Origin of the sequence: Brevundimonas sp. (assembly GCF_965227765.1) — a bacterium.
Classification (GTDB): domain Bacteria; phylum Pseudomonadota; class Alphaproteobacteria; order Caulobacterales; family Caulobacteraceae; genus Brevundimonas.
In genome coordinates this window covers 2502501-2520943 of sequence record NZ_OZ245778.1, presented here as the reverse complement: position 1 = coordinate 2520943, position 18443 = coordinate 2502501, and the positions used below count along the sequence as shown (strand labels likewise).

The 18443-nt window shown below is 67.0% G+C and carries 20 protein-coding genes (1 of these 20 only partly in view); 8 read left to right on the top strand and 12 right to left on the bottom strand.

Annotation, left to right across the window (positions count from 1 at the left end; all coding sequences use genetic code 11):
• Positions 1-9 precede the first annotated feature (9 nt).
• The 6 genes from ACO05L_RS12175 to flgF all read right to left on the bottom strand — a co-directional run bounded on the left by ACO05L_RS12175 (position 10) and on the right by flgF (position 4201).
• Complete coding sequence (locus ACO05L_RS12175) at positions 10-453, bottom strand: hypothetical protein (RefSeq protein ID WP_421729431.1); 444 nt, start codon at positions 451-453, stop codon at positions 10-12.
• Positions 454-490: 37 nt separating this feature from the next.
• Positions 491-961, bottom strand: coding sequence for a hypothetical protein (locus ACO05L_RS12170; protein WP_421729430.1), 471 nt, complete (start codon positions 959-961; stop codon positions 491-493).
• 174 nt (positions 962-1135) lie between these two features.
• Entirely contained in the window at positions 1136-1867 is a 732-nt protein-coding gene (flgH, locus tag ACO05L_RS12165) for a flagellar basal body L-ring protein FlgH (protein WP_421729429.1), read from the bottom strand.
• An 11-nt stretch (positions 1868-1878) separates the two neighbouring features.
• A complete protein-coding gene (gene flgA, locus ACO05L_RS12160) occupies positions 1879-2664 on the bottom strand; it encodes a flagellar basal body P-ring formation chaperone FlgA (protein ID WP_421729428.1) in 786 nt (261 codons plus the stop codon).
• The gene (gene flgG, locus ACO05L_RS12155) at positions 2664-3452 is read right to left on the bottom strand and encodes a flagellar basal-body rod protein FlgG (protein WP_421729427.1); all 789 of its coding nucleotides are present in this window, start codon (positions 3450-3452) and stop codon (positions 2664-2666) included. The genes flgA and flgG overlap by 1 nt, the downstream gene beginning before the upstream one ends.
• Before the next feature lie 11 nt (positions 3453-3463).
• Positions 3464-4201 (bottom strand): flagellar basal-body rod protein FlgF, encoded by a 738-nt coding sequence (gene flgF, locus ACO05L_RS12150; protein ID WP_421729426.1) that lies wholly within the window; start codon positions 4199-4201, stop codon positions 3464-3466.
• Between the two features lie 180 nt (positions 4202-4381).
• Here flgF and ACO05L_RS12145 point away from each other — a divergent pair, with 180 nt between their 5' ends.
• The 6 genes from ACO05L_RS12145 (at position 4382) to ACO05L_RS12120 (ending at position 9452) form a co-directional block, all read left to right on the top strand.
• On the top strand, positions 4382-5035 hold the full coding sequence (locus ACO05L_RS12145) for a flagellar basal body-associated FliL family protein (protein WP_421729425.1): 654 nt from the start codon (positions 4382-4384) through the stop codon (positions 5033-5035).
• Positions 5035-6090 (top strand): flagellar motor switch protein FliM, encoded by a 1056-nt coding sequence (gene fliM / locus ACO05L_RS12140; protein WP_421729424.1) that lies wholly within the window; start codon positions 5035-5037, stop codon positions 6088-6090. Before ACO05L_RS12145 ends, fliM begins: the two co-directional genes overlap by 1 nt.
• Before the next feature lies 1 nt (position 6091).
• Positions 6092-6670, top strand: coding sequence for a DUF6468 domain-containing protein (locus tag ACO05L_RS12135; RefSeq protein ID WP_421729423.1), 579 nt, complete (start codon positions 6092-6094; stop codon positions 6668-6670).
• Positions 6671-6712: 42 nt separating this feature from the next.
• Entirely contained in the window at positions 6713-7609 is an 897-nt protein-coding gene (locus ACO05L_RS12130) for a MotE family protein (RefSeq protein WP_421729422.1), read from the top strand.
• 92 nt (positions 7610-7701) lie between these two features.
• A complete protein-coding gene (locus ACO05L_RS12125; protein WP_421729421.1) occupies positions 7702-7959 on the top strand; it encodes a DUF3297 family protein in 258 nt (85 codons plus the stop codon).
• Between the two features lie 152 nt (positions 7960-8111).
• Entirely contained in the window at positions 8112-9452 is a 1341-nt protein-coding gene (locus ACO05L_RS12120; protein ID WP_421729420.1) for a cation:proton antiporter, read from the top strand.
• A gap of 10 nt (positions 9453-9462) precedes the next feature.
• On the opposite strand, the gene ACO05L_RS12115 is transcribed toward ACO05L_RS12120, so the two are convergent.
• The gene (locus tag ACO05L_RS12115; protein ID WP_421731688.1) at positions 9463-10251 is read right to left on the bottom strand and encodes a PhoH family protein; all 789 of its coding nucleotides are present in this window, start codon (positions 10249-10251) and stop codon (positions 9463-9465) included.
• 343 nt (positions 10252-10594) lie between these two features.
• On the opposite strand from ACO05L_RS12115, the gene ACO05L_RS12110 reads away from it, so the two are divergent.
• Positions 10595-11122 carry a gamma carbonic anhydrase family protein gene (locus ACO05L_RS12110; protein WP_421729419.1) on the top strand — a complete coding sequence of 176 codons (528 nt, stop codon included), beginning with the start codon at positions 10595-10597 and terminating at the stop codon, positions 11120-11122.
• On the opposite strand, the gene ACO05L_RS12105 is transcribed toward ACO05L_RS12110, so the two are convergent.
• Positions 11119-11664 carry a PAS domain-containing protein gene (locus ACO05L_RS12105; protein WP_421729418.1) on the bottom strand — a complete coding sequence of 182 codons (546 nt, stop codon included), beginning with the start codon at positions 11662-11664 and terminating at the stop codon, positions 11119-11121. The two genes, ACO05L_RS12110 and ACO05L_RS12105, sit on opposite strands and share 4 nt — an antisense overlap.
• Before the next feature lie 121 nt (positions 11665-11785).
• Here ACO05L_RS12105 and ACO05L_RS12100 point away from each other — a divergent pair, with 121 nt between their 5' ends.
• Complete coding sequence (locus tag ACO05L_RS12100) at positions 11786-12715, top strand: hypothetical protein (RefSeq protein ID WP_421729417.1); 930 nt, start codon at positions 11786-11788, stop codon at positions 12713-12715.
• A 125-nt stretch (positions 12716-12840) separates the two neighbouring features.
• On the opposite strand, the gene ACO05L_RS12095 is transcribed toward ACO05L_RS12100, so the two are convergent.
• The 4 genes from ACO05L_RS12095 to hfaA all read right to left on the bottom strand — a co-directional run.
• A complete protein-coding gene (locus ACO05L_RS12095; RefSeq protein WP_421729416.1) occupies positions 12841-15723 on the bottom strand; it encodes a M16 family metallopeptidase in 2883 nt (960 codons plus the stop codon).
• Between the two features lie 116 nt (positions 15724-15839).
• Positions 15840-17099 (bottom strand): holdfast anchor protein HfaD, encoded by a 1260-nt coding sequence (gene hfaD / locus ACO05L_RS12090; protein WP_421729415.1) that lies wholly within the window; start codon positions 17097-17099, stop codon positions 15840-15842.
• Entirely contained in the window at positions 17026-18054 is a 1029-nt protein-coding gene (gene hfaB / locus ACO05L_RS12085) for a holdfast anchoring protein HfaB (RefSeq protein ID WP_421729414.1), read from the bottom strand. The genes hfaD and hfaB overlap by 74 nt, the downstream gene beginning before the upstream one ends.
• A protein-coding gene (gene hfaA / locus ACO05L_RS12080; RefSeq protein ID WP_421729413.1) for a holdfast anchoring protein HfaA crosses the window boundary here: on the bottom strand, positions 18047-18443 show its 3' portion. The gene runs 50 nt beyond the window's last position; the window shows 397 of its 447 coding nt (coding positions 51-447); its start codon lies beyond the right edge, outside the window; the stop codon is at positions 18047-18049. The genes hfaB and hfaA overlap by 8 nt, the downstream gene beginning before the upstream one ends.

Genomic DNA, 18443 nt, shown 5'->3' with positions numbered 1-18443 from the left:
CTCATCAGTCTATCGGCCGCACAGGTCCCCGAACCGTCGCATGGCAGTCTGGAAGGGCGGCTGCACCTCGACAGACTGTTCGGCGTCCCCGACGGCGATCTTCAATGCGCCATTGGCCATCATCTGGGTGAACAGGGGATGATCAGTGCGGACGGGGACCGAAATCTTGTCGGTTCCGACCGTGGCTTCGGTCATGGCTGTGCTGTCGCCGCTGGTCAGTGTGGCGATCCCCTGGACAAGGCCGTCGCCATAGACAGAGACCCTGACGACGCCGGACCCGGGCGCGCAGTCAAACGTCGCCTTAAGCTGAGGGGTGTCCGGCACTTCGTTGGCGAACACCAGCGGGCCGTCGCCTTCATACAGGGTCCAGATCCAGGCGGGGGCGGCGCCGCTACCTGCAGGCGCCGACTGCATCAGCAGGCTTGCCGCTAGGGCGATTGCCGGGATCGTCATGCTTCAGCCCCGCTGGATATGCCGCTCTGAACGAAGGTCAGGCGCGGCCCTGTCCGCAATAGGCCAGAAATTCACTGACGACGCGACGTTCTTGTCGGGTCGCCTTGATCGGGAAGCTGCCTGCATCGCCCTGAACATCCATGCGGCCGCGCTCGGCCAGGCTGCGCAGGCTGGCGTCCTGAAGGGGAATTCGGCTTTCGAAGGCCTCACCACCCGACAGGGGATCGAGCAGTTCTGGCCCCACCGAGGCCTGGATCAGGCGGCCGCCAGCAGGCTGGACGTCGCCATAGACCACCGCCGAGGCGTCGCCCGGCATACAGGTCATCATCAACGCCAATTGGTCCGAGTTTTCGACACCATAGGCCAGCTTGGCGATGGCCCCGTCGTGGCTCAGATGCCAGCCCATCTCGCCCCCAGCCATGGGTAGGTCGTCGAAACTCGTCTTGGTCTGGGCAGCAAAGGCGACCAGACCGAGGGCGGCGACGGCGGGGAGAAGGACCTTAAACATGGAATGGCTCGCGTTCGTCGGATCAACGCGAGATCACGGAGCCGGTTCACGGCTCAGCTTGGCATTCGTTAACGCGATATCGCCGGTGTGGCGAAATTCGCACTCGGTGAGCGCCCTCAACGGGACTGCGCTCAAGCAGCAAGCGACCGCGTCGTGAGCGTCAGCGCCCCTCTGCTAGAAGGGGCTGAAGCGCTCCACCAGGCTCTGAGCTGCCGGCGTGGCCTGGACGCGGCTGATGTCGCCACGGCCGCCGTAGCTGATGCGAGCCTCGGCGATCTGGGTGTGGCTGATGGTGTTGGCGGCGGTGATGTCTTCGGGGCGGACGATGCCGGCGACGGTTAGTTCTCGCACTTCGCGGTTGGTGCGCACTTCCTGCCGACCCTGGATCACCAGATTGCCGTTCGACAGCACTTCGGAGACCACGGCGGCGATGGTCAGGTTGACCTTCTCCGAGCGGCTGACCGATCCGGCGCCGTTGGCCGCCAACTGGCCCGACATCCCGACCAGGGTCGAGGGATCGAAGCCGCTGGGGAAGGCGTCGCCGAGCTGGCCTTCCAGGCCGAGGAAGTTGTTCACCCCCGACGACAGGCTGTTGGAGCGAGAGCGGGCGGTAGTGTTCTGGGTCTGGGCGCGGTCATCGATGGCGATGTTGACGGTCAGGATGTCGCCGACACGGCGGGCGCGCTGGTCGCCGAAGAAGGTGCGGGCGCCCGTGCGCCACAGGGAGTTGGCGCTGGCTGCCGGAGCCTCATTGGCGTGGACATATTGCTGGCTGACGGGGGCCAACTGAGCCGGATAGCCGATGGGCGCCAGTTCGGGACCACGGACCGCTTCCATTGCGGTGGAGCAGGCGGTCAAGGTCAGGGCTGCGGCGGCGACGGAGGCGAACTTCAGGGTGCGGATCATGGCTCTGTTCCTCAGCGGGAGGCGAACTGGGTGGGATTGGCGCGGGCCATCTGTGCGCCGGGGCCGGTGACGGCCTGGCCTGGACCCGTCGCGACGGCGTCGATGGTGCGGTTGGATTGCAGGTTCAGCACCGGCACGGGCTCACCCATGGCGGCGTTGCGGGTGGCGCGGCCGGTGATGGTCAGGCGCACGCCGCCCGAGATGAAGGCGACCTCGACCATGTCATTGCGGGCGATGACCTGGGGCGAGGTCAGGTCGCGCACGGCCACGGGCGAACCGGCGCGAAGGGCGCGGCGGGCGCTGAGGCCGATCACCTGCTCGGCGTCGCTGGGGGCGCCGCCGACAGCCAGGTGTGATTGGACCGTGGTCCAGGAGACGTCCTCGGGCTGGACCACGTCGCCGGCGCTCAGGCTGCGGGCATAGGTGAGGACCTCGACCGTGGCGCCGGCGCGGGCTGCCGACGCGGTCTGGACATTGCCGCCGGTCGCGGGGGCGGCCGAACCCTGGCGCACCACGACGCGGCGCAGGCCCTGGGGGTTATTCCATTGCAGGCCCGAACGCAGGGCCAGGCCCTGAAGCTGACCAGCCTCGAACACGACCGAGGGGCCGGCGCGGCTGGCGATGACGACATTGGCCGCCGAGCCCGCGTCGTCGAACACGTCGCCCAGAGTGACCCGGCCGTCGTCGTCCACCGGATTGACCTTGAGCGTGACCGGATCCGCCAGGGCGGGGGAGACGGCGAGCAGGGCGGCCGCTGCCGCCAGCGTCGCCTTGCGGAGGTTACGGAGGGCGCGCATCAGTTCTTCACCTGGGCCGAGACGCTCATCATTTCGTCGGCGGTGGTGATGACCTTGGAGTTCATCTCATAGGCGCGCTGGGCGATGATCAGCGAGCTGATCTCGGACACCGCATCCACGTTCGAGGATTCGGTGAAGCCCTGCAGAAGCTGCCCATAGCCGGGGTCGCCGGGCGCGGCGACGGAGGCCGGGCCCGAGGCGGCGGTCTCCATCAGCAGGTTGTCGCCTACTGCTTCCAGGCCCGCCTCGTTGAAGAAGTTGGCGATCTCGAGCTGGCCGACCGTTTGGGCCTCGGTCTCGCCATCCACGATCACCTGGACCTGGCCGGTCTTGGAGATGGACACGTCGACCGTGTTCTGGGGGATGGTGATGGCCGGCTCGACCGGATAGCCGTCGTCGGTGACCAGCTGACCTTCGGGGCTCAGCGAGAAGTTCCCGGCGCGGGTGTAGGCGGTCTCGCCCGAGGGCAGGGTGACCTGGAAATAGCCGCGACCGTCGATGGCGACGTCGTAGGTGTTGTCGGTGCGGCTGGGCGTGCCCTGTTCGGTGATGCGGTAGACGCTGCCCGTCTTGACGCCCAGCCCCACCTGAATGCCGGTCGGCACGATGGTCCCGGCATTGGACGACTGTGCGCCCATCCGCTCGACGTTCTGGTACATCAGGTCCTGGAACTCGGCTCGCTGACGCTTGAAGCCAATGGTGTTCATGTTGGCGATGTTGTTGGAGATCACCTCCACGTTCAGCTGCTGGGCGGCCATGCCCGAGGCGGCGGTTCTCAGCGCACGCATACGGCTTACTCCTAGCTCACCCGCCCGAGGCGCTCGACGGCGCGACGGGACAGGTCATTGGTGTTTTCAATCATCTTCGAGACGGACTCATAGGCGCGGCTGATCTCGATCAGGCTGGTGACCTCGATCAGCGAATTGACGTTGGAGCCTTCCAGCATTCCCTGGCGGATCTGGGCGCCTGTGGCCTCGATCGGCTGGGCGTTGGAGCGGTTGCGGTACAGGCCGTCGCCATCTTTCGACAGCGCGCCCAGGGCCTCGAACCGGGCCAGGGTCAGGCGGCCGATGGGCAGGCCCTGCTGGCTGATCGTGCCGTCCTCGCCGACCGTGATCGGGCCCTTGGTGTTGTCGACGACGATGTCGCCGCCATCGCCCTGAACGGCCAGACCGCCCTGGGTCACCAGCCGCCCCTCGGCATCCAGCGCAAAGGCGCCGTCGCGGGTATAGGCCTCGCCGGTTCCGTCGTTGACGGTGAAGAAGGCGCCCTCGCCATCGACGGCGAAGTCCAGGTCACGGCCTGTCTGGGCCATGGCTCCTTGACCGAAGTCGCGGCCGACGCCGTTGTCCAGCACGAAGCTGACGCCGGGGCGGACCATCTCGTTCCTGGCCCGCTGGCCGACCTCGGTGCCGACCATCAACTGCTCGACCTTGAAGCCGGTGGTGTTGGCGTTGGCGATGTTGTTGGCGACGATGTCGAGCTCGCGGCGCAAGGTCATCTGGCGTGACAGTCCGACGTAGGCGGCATTTTCCATGAGGCGCAGGCTCCTTTCGTTAAGGGCCACGCAACGACCGTGCCAACACGGTTAATGCCCGCCCCGTGGGCGTTTGGGGTCGTTTGCGGCATGGGGCGCCCGGCAGGATTTGCCGGATTTCAATCTCGCGTTAACCAAACTGACGGCATCTGGACGCTGGAATCACCCTCTGGTGGGCGCATGCTGAAGCTGGGCAAGAAGAAGAAGGGCGGGGCCGCCGCTGACGAAGCCACGGCTCTGGCTGTCGCTCATGGCGCCGAGGTCGAGGGCGGTGAAGCCGCGCCGGCCAAGAAGAAGATCCCGCTGCTGTTCATCATCATCCCCGCAGCCGTGCTGGTCCTGGGTGGCGGCGGTGCGACCGCCTTCGTGCTGATGAAGCCCAAGCCTGCCGCCGCCGAGGGCGAGGCCGGTCATGGCGAAGAGGCCAAGGGCGGCAAGGAGAAGAAAAAGGAAGGCGGAGGTCACGGCGAGAAGAAGGAGGGCGGCGAGGCCGATCCTGCAGCCGGTGTCATCGCCGAGGGGCCTGACGGCGTCACCTTCTATACCCTGCCTGACATGGTGGTGAACATTCAGTCCGCCGACGGCCGTCCCACCTTCCTGAAGCTGAAGCTGACGCTCGAGATGCACGACGCCGAACTGGCCGCGCACCTGCAGGAAGAGTCACCCCGAATGCAGGATATGTTCCAGGGCTTCCTGCGCGAGCTTCGCCCCGAGGACCTCGCGGGCTCGGCCGGCAGCTATCAACTGCGCACCGAGATCCTGCGCCGCGTCAACCTGGTCGCCGCGCCGGGCAAGGTGGACGCCGTCCTGATCGAAGAGATGCTGGTCCAGTAATGTCAGACGCCGCGTTCGCCGAAACCCAGGACGATCCCTTCGGCTCCGGCGCGGCAGGCGGGGCCGCGTCCGAGCGCGTGCTGAACCAGGACGAGATCGACAGCCTGCTGGGCTTCGACCTTGGTGATGAGGACGGCTCGGACCGGACCGGCATCCGCGCCATCATCAACTCCGCACTCGTGTCCTACGAGCGCCTGCCGATGCTCGAGATCGTCTTCGACCGCCTGGTGCGGCTGATGACGACCAGCCTTCGCAACTTCACTTCGGACAACGTCGAGGTCTCGCTCGACAACATCTCGTCCATCCGCTTTGGCGACTACCTGAACTCGATCCCCCTGCCGGCCATTCTGGCGGTGTTCCGGGCCGAGGAGTTGGACAACTACGGCCTGCTGACGGTCGATTCCAACCTGATCTATTCCATCGTCGACGTGCTGCTGGGCGGGCGTCGCGGCACGGCGGCCCTGCGCATCGAGGGGCGGCCCTATACGACCATCGAGCGGGTTCTGGTGCAGCGGATGGTCGAGGTCATCTTGGCCGACGCCCAGGCCGCGTTCGAGCCCCTGACCCCCGTCCATTTCAACCTGGACCGGCTGGAGACCAATCCCCGCTTCGCCGCCATCGCCCGGCCTGCGAACGCGGCGATCCTGGTCAAGCTGCGCATCGACATGGAAGACCGGGGCGGCCGGGTCGAATTGCTGTTGCCCTATGCGACGCTGGAGCCCATCCGCAAGATGCTGCTGCAGCAGTTCATGGGCGAGAAGTTCGGTCGCGACAACATCTGGGAAGGCCACCTGGCCACCGAGCTCTGGACCACCGACACCGAGGTCCGCGTCGTGCTGGACGAACAGCAGGCGCCGCTCTCGACCGTGCTGGATCTCAAGGTCGGCGACACCTTCATGCTGAACGCCACGCCGGATTCCGACGTCTCGATCCGCTGTGGCTCCATCCCCGTCACGACGGGCCGCATGGGTCGCAAGGGCCAGCATATCGCGATCCGTGTGGAAGGCCCGATCTCGGTCGAGGCCGCCAGCCATCTGACCAGGGGCAAGCGCTGACATGACCGGCATCATTCTCGATTCAGTTCTGATGCTGCTGCTGGTCGCGGCGCTCGCCTATGGCGTTCGGCTGGAGAAGAAGTTGACGGCGCTGCGCGCGGGGCAACTGGCATTCGCCGGCGCGGTGACCGAGCTGAACACCGCCGCCGCCCGCGCCGAAGCCGCTCTCGGGTCGCTGCGCGCCTCCAGCGAGGAGGCCGACATGCTGCACGACCGCATCCTCAAGGCCCGCGCGGTGAAGCAGGAGCTCGAGGTGCTGTGCAACCGCGCCGCCCGGATGTCGCCTGCTTCCTCATTCTCTCCCGAGACGGCGAGGCAGGCGGAGGAAGTTTCTTTCACTCGTGCGCCGTTGGACAGCCCCGTGCGGACAACTGAGGTTGCCGAGCCCGAAGACGACCGCGCCATGCGCATGGCGGCCCTGGCCGAACGGATCCAGGGCATGGCTTCGTCCAAGGCTCCGGGGCGGAACAATGTCTCGGCCATCCTCGGCGCCATGACGGCCAGTCGCGCTAACCAAGCTGTGAAACCCGGACGCAACCCTGCGCGGACTAACCCCGACGACGACCTGTTTGCGGCCTGAAGTTGCGATGCCGTTCATTAGCCTGCCCGGAAACCTGACCTGATGGCCAAGATCCCCCGCCTTCTGCCGCTCATCGCCATCGCCATTGGCGGTGTGGTGGCGGTGCGCGCCGTTGGCGCCGGTCCCGGCCTGCTTCAAGGCGCCCAGGCCTGGGCCGAGGAGGCCGTTGCGTCCGACGCGGCCGCTGCCGCGCCCGTCAAGCCGATCGCCCCGGTCTGCGCCCTGACGCCCGAGCAGTTGGCGCAGCAGGCCGGCATCTCGCCCGCCGAACTCCGCATCATCCAGTCCTTGTCGGCCCGCCGCACGGCGCTCGACGCCCGCGACGCCGATTTCGCCACCACCCTGCCGCTGATGGTCGCCGCCGAGCAGAAGCTGGACGCCAAGGTCCAGGCGCTCAACGCCATCAAGGCCGAGGTCCAGGCCCTGCTGGGCCAGGCCGACGCCAAGGAGCAGGAAGAGACCAACCGCCTGGTCGCTGTCTATTCGGCCATGCGGCCGCGTGAAGCCGCCGCTGTCTTCAACAACCTGTCCGACGACGTGCGCCTGCCGGTCGCCGCCGCCATGCGTCCGCGCGGGCTGGCCGCCGTCCTGGCCCAGATGCCACCGGCCAAGGCCCAGGAACTGACCGAGAAGCTGGCCCGCCGCTTCCAGGCCCAGCAGCTTGCCGCCCGCGCCGCCGCCGCCTCCGCACCCGCCAACACCACCGCTGTCGCCCCGACCGCAGGCCCGCCCGCGCCGACCGAGACGGCCGCGCCAGCAACGGCGGCAGCCCGTCCGGCGGCTCGGCCCGCCGCGAGGCCAAGAGCGGCGGCTCCGCGACCGGCCGCTGCGGCTCCGGCCGGTTCCGCGCCGGCATCGGCTGGACCTCAAGCCTATGCCCCTGCGGCAGGCGCACCCGCTGCCCCGGCAGGCCAGACGCCGCGGCAGTCGGTGCAATAGGGCCGATCGAGCCAATAGGACCGGCGACGGTTGGCAGGCGAGGCGAGGGGGGCTATTCACCCGCTCTCCGCTTTCGCCTGCAAGGCTCGACCATGTCCGACACGCCCCCCGACCGCCTCTCGGTCAACCCCAGCAGCCCCTTCCACGATGCCGATCTGCTGGCGCGTGGCGTCGGCATCCGCTTCAAGGGCGAAGAAAAGACCAACGTCGAGGAATACTGCGTTTCCGAAGGCTGGGTCCGACTGGCCGTCGGCAAGGCCGTCGATCGCAAGGGCAACGCTCTGACCGTCAAGCTGCAGGGCCCGGTCGAACCCTATTTCCAGCATACGGACGCGGCCGAAGAGGGCTGAGGTCTGACTGCTCTTCCTTCTCCCCCTGCAGGAGAGGGAAACGGGCTGCCATGACAGACTGTCGCACCCCGTAAGCCTTGCCGTATGGGCCTGGGAACACCACATCTGGTGTTCACGACAGACCGACACCCCATCGCACCGCAGGAGCGCCGATGCCGCATGCCGACAGCCTGATTCTCACCCTGGTCGGCGGCTTCGTGCTGGCCTTCGTGTTCGGCATGTTGGCCAACCGGCTCAAACTTTCACCCTTGGTGGGCTATCTCGTCGCCGGGATTATCGTCGGCCCCTATACGGGCGGCTGGACCGCTGACACCGAACTGGCGCCCCAGCTGGCCGAGATCGGCGTCATCCTGCTGATGTTCGGTGTCGGCCTGCATTTCTCGCCCGCCGACCTGATGAAGGTCAGGAAGATCGCCATTCCCGGCGCCCTGGTCCAGATCAGCGTCGCCACCGTTCTGGGGTGGGCCCTGGGTCGTTTCGTTCTCAACCTGCCCGATACCCAGGCTCTGCTGATGGGTTTCGCCCTGTCCGTGGCCTCGACAGTGGTGCTGATCCGCGCGCTTGAGGAACGCAAACAGTCGAAAGGCGACATCGGCCGGATCGCTGTGGGCTGGCTGATCGTCGAGGATCTGGTCATCGTCATCGCCCTGGTCATGCTGCCCCTGGTCCTGGTGCCGGAAGGGACGGCCATCGACGGCGGAACCTTGGCGCTCAGCATCGGCTGGACCTTGGTCAAGGTCGCTGTCTTCGTTGGCCTGATGCTGGTTGTCGGCGGGCGCGTTCTGCCTTGGCTGCTGGTCCGGATCGCCCACACCAAGTCGCGTGAGTTGTTCACCCTCGGCGTGCTCTCCATTGCCCTGGGCATCGCCTGGGTCGCCTATGAGGTCTTCGGCGCATCCTTCGCCCTGGGCGCCTTCGTCGCCGGCCTTGTGCTGAACGGCACGCCTCTGGGCCACAATGCGGCCGAGCGATCTCTGCCCCTTCGCGACGCCTTCGCCGTGCTGTTCTTCGTCTCGGTAGGGATGCTGTTCGACCCGACCATCCTGTGGCGCGAGCCTCTGGCCGTTCTGGGCGTCCTGGCCATCATCATCGTCGGCAAGTCCATCGCCGCCCTGATCATCACCACCATGTTCAAGCTGGATCGCAAGGCCAGCCTGACTGTCGCCGCCTCCCTGGCCCAGATCGGCGAGTTCTCGTTCATTCTGGCCGCCATCGGACTGCAACTGGGCGCGATGACCCAGGAAACCTACGCCCTGATCCTGTCGGGCGCCCTGCTGTCGATTTCTCTCAACCCGTTCGTCTTCAAGCTGATCGACCGGATGGGCGCCGCGCCGGACGCCAAGCCCGCGGTAAAGACCTCGCCCGCCGTTCAGGCTGCGCCAGGGGCTGTTGACGGATCGTCGTCGGACGCCGGCCCGGAATGGGCCAGCAGCGACCGGATCAAGGATATCCCCGACCCGGCCGCCGCCGATCCTGAACCGAAGGCTGTCTAGCCAGCCGGGGCTAGAGAACCCCGATCATGCTGGCGACCAGCGGGTGGCGGACGATATCCTGTTCGGCCAGCCGAACGACCGAGATCTCGGGCACGGCCTCCAGGCGGCTGGCGATGTCGGCCAGGCCCGAGACGCCGGGCAGCAAGTCTGACTGCTGCGGGTCGCCCGTGACCACCATGGTCGAATGCCAGCCCAGCCGCGTCAGCAGCATCTTGAGCTGCACATAGGTGCAGTTCTGGGCCTCATCGACGACGACGAAGGCGTTGTTCAGCGTCCGGCCCCGCATATAGCCGATGGGGGCGATCTCGATCAGGCCCTCGGCCATCAGGTGCCCGACCCGCTTCATACTGAGCCGGTCCGACAGGGCGTCGTAGAGGGGCCTTAGATAGGGGGCCAGCTTGTCCTCCATGGCGCCGGGCAGGAAGCCGATGGACTCCCCGGCCTCGACGGCGGGGCGGCTGAGCACGATGCGGCCGACCTTGCCGGCCTCCAGCGCCTCGACCGCCTTGGCCACGGCCAGATAGGTCTTGCCGGTGCCCGCCGGTCCCAGGGCCAGGGTCATGTTCGACGCGTCGATGGCATTCAGCAGTTCGGCCTGGCCCTCGGACTTGGGCTTCAGGGTTTTCAGATAGCCCTGCTCGCGGGTGTCGTTCGACGCGTGCGGCGACCAGGCTTCGTGATTGTTCCGCGATGTCGGCAGCCGACGGACCTTGGAGTCCTCGGAGAACGAGTGGGAATCGAACACGCCTTCACGAGTTTGGCGCTTCGCGGCTGCACGCTTGGTCATGGTAGCCTCCAGGCAAGGAAAGACGCCTCCCGGCTGGGCCGGTCGGCGCTGGGCATGAAAAAAGGCGATGCTGCAAAAGCACCGCCTCGGGCGACATCGGGGGAGGAATGGACAACGGCGACGAGCCGTCCGGGGTCGGAAGAGGGGCCAATCTCCGGCGAGCCAGCCTCGAAAGGCAGGGACCGCCGCCGAACCGAACGCACCACGACGTTCTCCAGGCTATGACCGGACCGGGCTTGATCCGGCTACGGATAAGAGGTCGAAAGGACGGCCTCGAATCGCATCAACAGTTTGATGCTAACGTGGTTTACGAGGGCTTAAAGCGCTCATTTGCTTCAGTTATGACGGTGTCGTGATGTCTGTATATGCGCTGGGTGACAAGAAACCGCAGCTTCCGCCCGAAGGGGAATACTGGATAGCGCCGAATGCTGTGGTGCTAGGGGATGTGATTCTCGAGCGCGGCGCCAGCGTCTGGTTCGGTTCTGTGCTGCGCGGCGACACCGATACCCTGCGGGTGGGTGAAAACAGCAACATCCAGGACCTCAGCGTCCTTCACGCCGATGAGGGGGTGCCCCTGACCATCGGCCGCAACGTCACCATCGGCCACAAGGTCATGCTGCATGGGTGCACCATTGGCGACGACACCCTGATCGGCATCGGCGCGGTGGTGCTGAACGGCGCGGTGATCGGAAAGAACTGTCTGATCGGCGCCAACGCCCTGATTACCGAGGGCAAGGTGATCCCCGACGGCTCCATGGTCATGGGCCAACCCGGCAAGGTGGTTCGCGAACTGGACGAGGCTCAGAAGGCGGGACTGCGCGCCTCCGCTGAACACTATGTCCAGAACTGGAAGCGTTACGTGGCCGGATTCCGCCCGGTCTAGGCGATACGGCGTCCGTCTATGGCGGCCAGGCTCAGGGGTGGTCGGGATACCGCGCCGACGCCGATCGACAGGCGGGCGCCCAGCAGGCCGACGGAATCGGCGGAACGGTCGGCGGCGCTGATCGGCTGATACAGGCCGATCAGGCGGTCGGCGACATCGCTGGCGCTCCGTAGTGGGGCAATCACGATCTCCAGAATGCCGTCCAAGCGCTCGGAATCGGCCGCCAGGACGACGGGGCGCGCCTCGCGGAAGGTCTGGACGATGGCGGCGGCGACCATCGGGCGGCTGTCCTCACGCCACAGCGTCAGCCAGTCGACCCCGCCGAGAGAGCCGCCGTGCAGTCGCTCGATCCAGCCCCCGGCCAACCGCAGGCGAGCGCCCTGCCGATCGACAGCAAACAGTTGCGGAACCAGAGTTCCCATTCGCAGCGGCTCGAAGTCCGCGCGCGCTGGAATCCGCCGGGCGTCCGGCAGGGCGGTCCAGGCGTCGATCAGTTGCTGCGTACCGGAATGAAACATGGCCTCGGCTTTCGCCGGGAGCACCGCAAGCCTCAGGCCGTATTGTCGCAGTCGTGGTTACCCGAGCCTTGGCAACGGAAACGCAAGGCTTTTGCCGTCAGATGCCGTTTGGGGTCGTTCGCATGTCGCGGATCGGCCCAGGTGAATGAATGCAGGAGCCCAGCCCATGCGGGTGCGGATCAAGACCTGGTTGCCGGCGATCATCGGCCTGATGGCGCTCGGCGTCGCCGGAAGCGCGGCGGCCCAGTGCAACGCGGGCTGCCCGCCGCCGCCCGTGTGCTGCGAGCCGCCACCCCCGCCGCCACCGCCTCCGCCGCCCCCCGGCGGATGCTGCACGCCGCCTGGCCCCCCGACCTATCCTGGCGGCGGCAACGCCAACATCAATGTGAACGTCAACGTCAATGCGAACGCCAACGCCAACGCAAATGCCGGGGCCCGCGCCTATCTGTACGCGAGAGCGGGCGGCGACGTCTATGTGAACGGCGGCGGCGGCGCCTATTTCAGCGTCGAACAACCCTATCCCACCGTCATCCAGGGCCTGAACGTCGAGGCCGCCGCAGCCGCTCAGGTCGTGCGCACGGCCTATACGGCGTCACGCTGGGCCATGAAGCGGGTCGTCATCCAAGCGGTCTGCATCGACGACCGCAATATTCCCCACCCGGCGTCCCAGGTGACGCCTGGCCGCGATGTCCACGACGGCTATGAGGGCGAGCTTTACCGCTGCATCGCCGGGACCTGGCTACAAATCTCGATCGCCGACTATCTGGATCAGGTCGATTTCAGTCACGGCGAAACCATCGCCTGCCGCAAGGGTGAATCCCTCTGGTATGGCCGTGGTACGGGTGGACCCGGCGGTCCGGCCGGGGCGATCATGGAATGCCGCCCCCAGAAGGCCGAGCGCGATTGCAACGAGCGGTCGCTGCTGCGCCGCTATGGCGCGGGCGTGAAAATCCTGTCGCTGTATCGCGAGGAAACCTACACCGACTATCGCGAAGAGGTGGTTCAGGCCGCAGGCGCGTCCTTCAGCGGCATGAGCCTGACCCTGGACGGCGGCGTCGGCGGGCGCGTGTTCTGATCTGAACGCCGCGTTCAGCCGCGCGTCACCTGACGCGTTCTAATGTTCGAGCGTTCGGTTCATCGCCGGCGATCCTGACGATAAGACTGGCCCTGGCGCGAAAGCACCGGGGCCATTTTTTGTCTTCACTCTGCTGCAGGACGAGCGGTGACCTGGGCGCGCCAAGCCTTATCCGATGTCAGATAGGTTTGAGCGACGCGCTGGATATCGGCCGGCGTCACCGCTTCCAGGTCCGAGATGATCGTGCGCAGCGCCTGGACCTGGGCGGGGTCGTCATGCACCTCTTCCAAATTGCTGACCCAGTAGGCGTTGGTCGACTGACTGCGACGGATGCTTTCGACCGTCGACAGGCGGGCGCGGTTCAGTTCATCGGCCTCGATAGGGGCGTCGCGCAGTCCTGCAGCCATGGTGTCCACCGTCTCAAAGAAGCTGGGCAGCAGTTCGGGCGGCGTGTCGATTTGGGCGAAGACATAGCCGTATCCGGGGAAGACCTTGGACGAGGTCGCCGAGGCGCCCGGCGAATAGCCCGCCCCCTGTTTCTCTCGCAGTTCGTCGGTGACGCGCAGTTGCAGTACGCGCGCGAGCAACTGGACGGTCCGGGCCTCCTTTCGCTCGCCGATGGAATCCACCGTCGGCCAGGCGATATAGCCCATGGCCTGGGTCGGCAGTCCTGTGTGGAAGATTTGCACCGGCTGGGTGGTCGGGGCGGGGAAGGCGACGTGCAGAGCGGCCTCGGTCGGGGTCGGCGCCGGTGACCGGGCGGGCAGGGCGGCGAAGGTCGAGGCCACGGCCGCGATGGCCTGATCCACCGTAACCTCGCCGACCACCACGATCTCGATGGGGCCTTGTGAGACGGAACTCGTGACCAACTGGCGCAACTCATCAAGCCGGGCCGCCTCGATCTCTGCGGCGTTGGGCAGGGCGAACCTGCGGTCGCCGCTGGCCAGCATGGCTTGACCATACAGGGCGAAGGCGCCGCCCGGCGTGGCTTCGTACTGGGCCAGTTGCTGGGGCAGGGCGCTCTTGTTCAGAGCGAACGGCTCGGGGCGCCAGCCCGCATCGGTCACATAGGCCGCCAGCAACTGCATCTGCAGCGCCAGATCGGCAGGCCGGGTCGCGCCGCTGTAGCGATAGGTGTCGGCGTCCGCCTGGAAGTTCAGGCCGACGACATTGGCGGCCAGTATCTGTTCCAACTGTGTACGCGTCAGCTTGCCGAGGCCGCCTTCGGACACCTCGGACGCCGCCGCCCACATGGGCGTCATGCGGTCGGTAGGCAGGGCCAGATCGCCCTGACCAGCGCGCACCGAGACCAGGATCTGGTCGTCGGCGAAGGTGGTCGGCTTGACCGTCAGCTTTACGCCATTGGCGAAGGTGACCAGGGTCGCGCCCAGGTCGGCGATCTCGCTGCGGGACACAGGCTCTGCGGCCGGTCCGAAATCCGCGTAGGGCCATTCGACGACCTCGGCGACGGCGGGGGCAGCGACGGGAACCCGGCGAGAGGCCTCCAGCGCGGCGGTGACAGCCGCCTCGCCGCCCTCGATGGCGACCGGGGTGGTGACGAAGGCCAGGGGGCCGTTGCCGGTGAACAGGTCACGCGCGGCGGCATTGACCTCGTCGACAGTGATGGTCGGGGCAGAGGCCTGGAAGGCGCGAAGGTTCTCCGCGGGCGAGGTCACCACGATGTCGTCGTTGACCGCGTTCAGGATGCCGCTGGCCAGGCCGGGTGTCTGGCGCGTGGCCGCACCCGCGGCGGCAGCCTGAAGCGCGGTGCCGTATTCGGTGATCTCGCGCGCCAGTTCCGCCGGACCGACTCCATGTTCGACCAGGCGTCGCTGCTCCTGCTCGCCCGCTGCAATGGCCCGCTCCCAGCCGCCGGGATTGAAGGCGATGACCAGGCCGGTGGTGTCCAGCGCGCTGAACAAGGCCTGTTCACCCCCGCCGCCGCCGAGGAAGGGCGGGTTCTCTGATCGGGTGATCTCGCCAAGCCGGCGGTTCAGCACGGCCAGGGCCAGGGACCGAACCAGGTCCTTGCGCCGCTTGGCCTGGGTGTCGGGCGAGGCGTCGTGTGGGCGGGTCCAGAACAATTGGGCGGTCGACTGCACACCCGGTTCGACGTGAATGCGGGTCTCGGCCTGACGCGGGACCAGCACGCCGGCATCGGGATCGGCCCCGTCCGGTGCGGTATTGGTCCAGCTTTCGAAGGCGGTCCTGATCTGGCCTTCCATCTTGTCGACATCGAAATCGCCCACGGCGATCAGCGTGGTCCGGCTGGGGCGGTAGTAGGCGTCGTAGAAATCAACGAACAGCTGACGCGGCGCGGTGCGGATGATGTCCAGATCGCCGATGGGCAGGCGGTCGGCCAGCCGTTGACCGGGCGCCAGGAAGGGCAGCATGACCTTGGTCGAGCGCAGGTCAGGCGTATTGCGCGTGCGCTCCTCGCCGACGATGACGCCGCGCTCCTTGTCCACCGCATCCTGAGCGATCAGCAGTTCGCTGGCCGTCTCGCGCAAGGCGAACAGGCTCGTGGTCACGACCTCGTCCGAGGTATTGGGCAGGTTCAGCGTATAGGCCGTCTGGTCGAAACTGGTGAAGGCGTTGGTGTCGCCGCCGAACGACAGGCCCAGCCGTTCCAGCCGCCGGGTCATCTCGCCCTCGGGGATGTTGTTGGAGCCGTTGAAGGCCATGTGCTCCAGAAAGTGGGCCAGGCCCTTCTGGTCGTCGCGTTCCGACAGGGAGCCTGCGTCGATCCGCATCCGCAGCGCTGCCTGCCCCGGAGGTGTGGCGTTGCGCATGATGGCATAGCGCATACCGTTGGCCAGGGCGCCGAAGCGGATGGCGGGATCGGCGGGAATATCGCTGCTCGCCTGGGGCCAGCCAGCGGCCGGGGCGGGCGCGATGCTGGTCGGGGATGGGGCTGCGGTCTGGGCGGTGGCTGCAAGGGGCAGGCTGGCCGTCAGCAGGACGGCGCTGGAGGCGGCGAGAAGCAGAAGGTGGCGATAGGAGATCATGCGGTCGCTCCGGCAAGCGCGTGCGCCGGGCGCAGTCGCGCGAGCCCGACAGGCCGCCGGGCTCGAGCGCTAAACCTAGGAGAGGCCGTGGCGAGTTTCCAGCGGCCAGTCTGGGATCAGTTGCCCGACCCCGGCCGCGACACATAGAAGGTCGCGGAGTTGCCGACCGCATTCACGCCCGTGATCACGGCGCGGTTGGCGCCCACGACACTGGTGTTGGCGGTGGCGCTAACATTGCCGGAATTGTTCTGGAGATTGGTGGCGGTCAGCGTGCCGCTGCACTCCGAACAGGCGTAGCCGGTGACCGAGTTGCCGACCGCATCAGCCCCGACGTAGGCGTCATAGCCGTTCGTGCCGATCATCGTGGCCTGGACCTCGACGCCGCCGGTGTTGAGCTGGGTGTTGTCGAGCTTCAGATAGCGGTCGTTGTTCCCCGCCGAGGCGAGATTGCCGGCGCCGGAGGCCGAAACGACCGCAGCGCCGAAGTCATAGGCCGTGACACGGGCCGTCGCACTGACCGCCGAGCCGTTGGTCTGGTCGAAGCGCGAGATCATCGCCCCGCCCTGGTTGGTCAGCACCGCTTGGTTGGCGGCGGCGTTGGCGCGACCTGCCAAATCCCAGGCGTTGCCGGCGTTGGCGCTGGCGTCCGCCGTCACGACCGTGCCGGTCGAGGTCTGGCGAACCCCCAGATTCTGGGAGGAGGCGCCCGTGCTATTGGCGGCCACGGCATTGCCCGTAGCCTGGGCCGACACGTCGGCGCTGGCCGGAATATACTGGGTCTCGACCAGGGTCGAAGCGCGCACCGAGGCGTCCGAAGACTGGGTCACCGTGCCGATGACGACTGCGCCGGTCCCGCCCAAGTCGGTCCGGTTGGCGATGGCCGAGGTTCCGATCGACCCGCCTTCCAGCAACCGCGCCGTGCCGCCGGTCAGGCTGGAGCCCGCCGAAATTTCTCCGGCCTCCATGGTCTGCGTCGCATCGACCGATGCGCTGGCGCCATAGGCGCCGGCGGCGAGATAGTTGCCGCCTGCCTGGGTGACGACATTGACCGCGCCCTCGGTCTCGCGACCGGCGATGGTCGTGGTCGCCAACGAGTCGCCGCGCATCGTCTGGCGCGAGCCCAGTTGCAGGGTTCCGTTTTGAACGGCGCCCGACAGGCTGTTGCCCTGGGCCGAGTTGCTGCCCGTGACCTGATCCGTCGCGCCTTCAACGTTCAGCACCAGGTCGCTCGTCACATCGACGGACTGGAGCTGGTTGTTGCGGATGATCGTGGCGTCCTGCCCCGATGTCTGCGCTGCGACCTCAGTAGCGGCTGCGGCGCACATCGCCGTCGCGGCGATCATGCCAACGGTTCGGTTCAGCGCGTGTCTGGCCATTGTTGGTGTCCGTGTTGGCGTAGGCGGGATAATAGCCGCCGGTCGGGCCCACGGCCCCCAGCGGGTCGTTGGAGGCGTCGAGGCAGACTTCGGGACCGGGCGCGCCATACAGGTTGGCCATGATCTCCAGGGTGCCGCGCTCGATCAGCGAACGCACGGCCAGCTGGACCGGCTCGAAACCGCCGGTGCCGGCCGAGATGTCGAAGACATTGCCGTTCAGGAAGTCGAACACGCCCGCCGAGACTTCGCGGCCGACGATCTGCTTCTGGTAGGAGATGACGTCGACCACCTCCATCGAGGTGGTCTGGACCAGGCGCAGGTCGATCGCGACGTTCATCACGAAGATCTTGCCCTGGACGATGCCGGAACCGCCGCGCTCTGCGACCTCGCCGCCGGCGACATCGAAGCCGCTGGAGCGGATGTTGTAGTTCACCTCGGTCACGCCGCCGACAAGATAGAAGTCGGAGCCGGGCACTTGGCCCGCCAGAATGCGGCGATAGTTCGGATCGTCCGGGCCCTGGTTGCCCTCTTCGCCGATCAGCTTGTTGTTGGCGTAGCGCAGTTCAAGCTCTGAAATAGAGGTGTCGTAGCGCTCGACCATCCGCGCGCCGGACTTGCCCAGGGCGGAATAGGCCATCAGGGACGCGCCCTGGGTGATCTGGCGTCCGCCGTCCGCCGAGACTGAGCCGGTGTAGTCGCTGATCCGACCCACGGCGATGCGAGGCGAGGGCAGGTTGTAGCGCCTCGCATAGTCGGCCAGGCAATACAGGGCGGTCGAATAGGGGGTAGGGTTGGCCGTCACCGGCGCGTTGCCAATGGGCGTCGCATACAGGCCGTTGGAGCCGGCGACCGGGCTGACGCAGCCCGCCAACATGACGGCGAGAGCCGAAACTGCGCCCAGGGCCCGGCGGCGTCCTGAAACCGAAGCGCCTGGCGAAATGATCCGATCACTCATTATCGAGGTCCAATGTCCCGTTCAGCACGGTTCCGGCGTTGATATTGCCGTTGTTGATTTGGCTGGAGTTGACGATGACGGTGTTGTGGCTGCCCTGAACCACGACGTTCAGGCTGTTGCCGATCGCGGTCGCCCCGCCGATGGCCAGCCCGCCGTTCGAGGACGATCCCGCCCCCGAATAGCTCGACGACACGCCGCCGCTGGCGTTGGCATAGCTGCTGGCGCCCGTCTGGATGATGCCGTCCACGATCAGGCGATTGCCGTTCGCATCCCGCGTCGAGCCGGTCTGGGCGCTGGCTGTCGTGTAGCGCGAGCCGCCATAACCCGACTGGAAGGCAGCGGCGCCCGCAGACCCGGCGGACTGAGCGCAGGCGGAAGAGGCCGCGAGC

What these genes read in the sequence shown, in the direction of transcription:
- ACO05L_RS12145 (WP_421729425.1), top strand. Translation starts at nt 4,382, where the DNA reads ATGCTGAAGCTGGGCAAGAAGAAGAAGGGCGGGGCCGCCGCTGACGAA.
- hfaD (WP_421729415.1), bottom strand. Translation starts at nt 17,099, where the DNA reads ATGGCCAGACACGCGCTGAACCGAACCGTTGGCATGATCGCCGCGACG.
- ACO05L_RS12125 (WP_421729421.1), top strand. Translation starts at nt 7,702, where the DNA reads ATGTCCGACACGCCCCCCGACCGCCTCTCGGTCAACCCCAGCAGCCCC.
- ACO05L_RS12135 (WP_421729423.1), top strand. Translation starts at nt 6,092, where the DNA reads ATGACCGGCATCATTCTCGATTCAGTTCTGATGCTGCTGCTGGTCGCG.
- flgH (WP_421729429.1), bottom strand. Translation starts at nt 1,867, where the DNA reads ATGATCCGCACCCTGAAGTTCGCCTCCGTCGCCGCCGCAGCCCTGACC.
- ACO05L_RS12120 (WP_421729420.1), top strand. Translation starts at nt 8,112, where the DNA reads ATGCCGCATGCCGACAGCCTGATTCTCACCCTGGTCGGCGGCTTCGTG.
- ACO05L_RS12170 (WP_421729430.1), bottom strand. Translation starts at nt 961, where the DNA reads ATGTTTAAGGTCCTTCTCCCCGCCGTCGCCGCCCTCGGTCTGGTCGCC.
- ACO05L_RS12175 (WP_421729431.1), bottom strand. Translation starts at nt 453, where the DNA reads ATGACGATCCCGGCAATCGCCCTAGCGGCAAGCCTGCTGATGCAGTCG.
- flgA (WP_421729428.1), bottom strand. Translation starts at nt 2,664, where the DNA reads ATGCGCGCCCTCCGTAACCTCCGCAAGGCGACGCTGGCGGCAGCGGCC.
- ACO05L_RS12095 (WP_421729416.1), bottom strand. Translation starts at nt 15,723, where the DNA reads ATGATCTCCTATCGCCACCTTCTGCTTCTCGCCGCCTCCAGCGCCGTC.
- ACO05L_RS12130 (WP_421729422.1), top strand. Translation starts at nt 6,713, where the DNA reads ATGGCCAAGATCCCCCGCCTTCTGCCGCTCATCGCCATCGCCATTGGC.
- hfaB (WP_421729414.1), bottom strand. Translation starts at nt 18,054, where the DNA reads ATGAGTGATCGGATCATTTCGCCAGGCGCTTCGGTTTCAGGACGCCGC.
- flgF (WP_421729426.1), bottom strand. Translation starts at nt 4,201, where the DNA reads ATGGAAAATGCCGCCTACGTCGGACTGTCACGCCAGATGACCTTGCGC.
- ACO05L_RS12110 (WP_421729419.1), top strand. Translation starts at nt 10,595, where the DNA reads ATGTCTGTATATGCGCTGGGTGACAAGAAACCGCAGCTTCCGCCCGAA.
- flgG (WP_421729427.1), bottom strand. Translation starts at nt 3,452, where the DNA reads ATGCGTGCGCTGAGAACCGCCGCCTCGGGCATGGCCGCCCAGCAGCTG.
- fliM (WP_421729424.1), top strand. Translation starts at nt 5,035, where the DNA reads ATGTCAGACGCCGCGTTCGCCGAAACCCAGGACGATCCCTTCGGCTCC.
- ACO05L_RS12100 (WP_421729417.1), top strand. Translation starts at nt 11,786, where the DNA reads ATGAATGCAGGAGCCCAGCCCATGCGGGTGCGGATCAAGACCTGGTTG.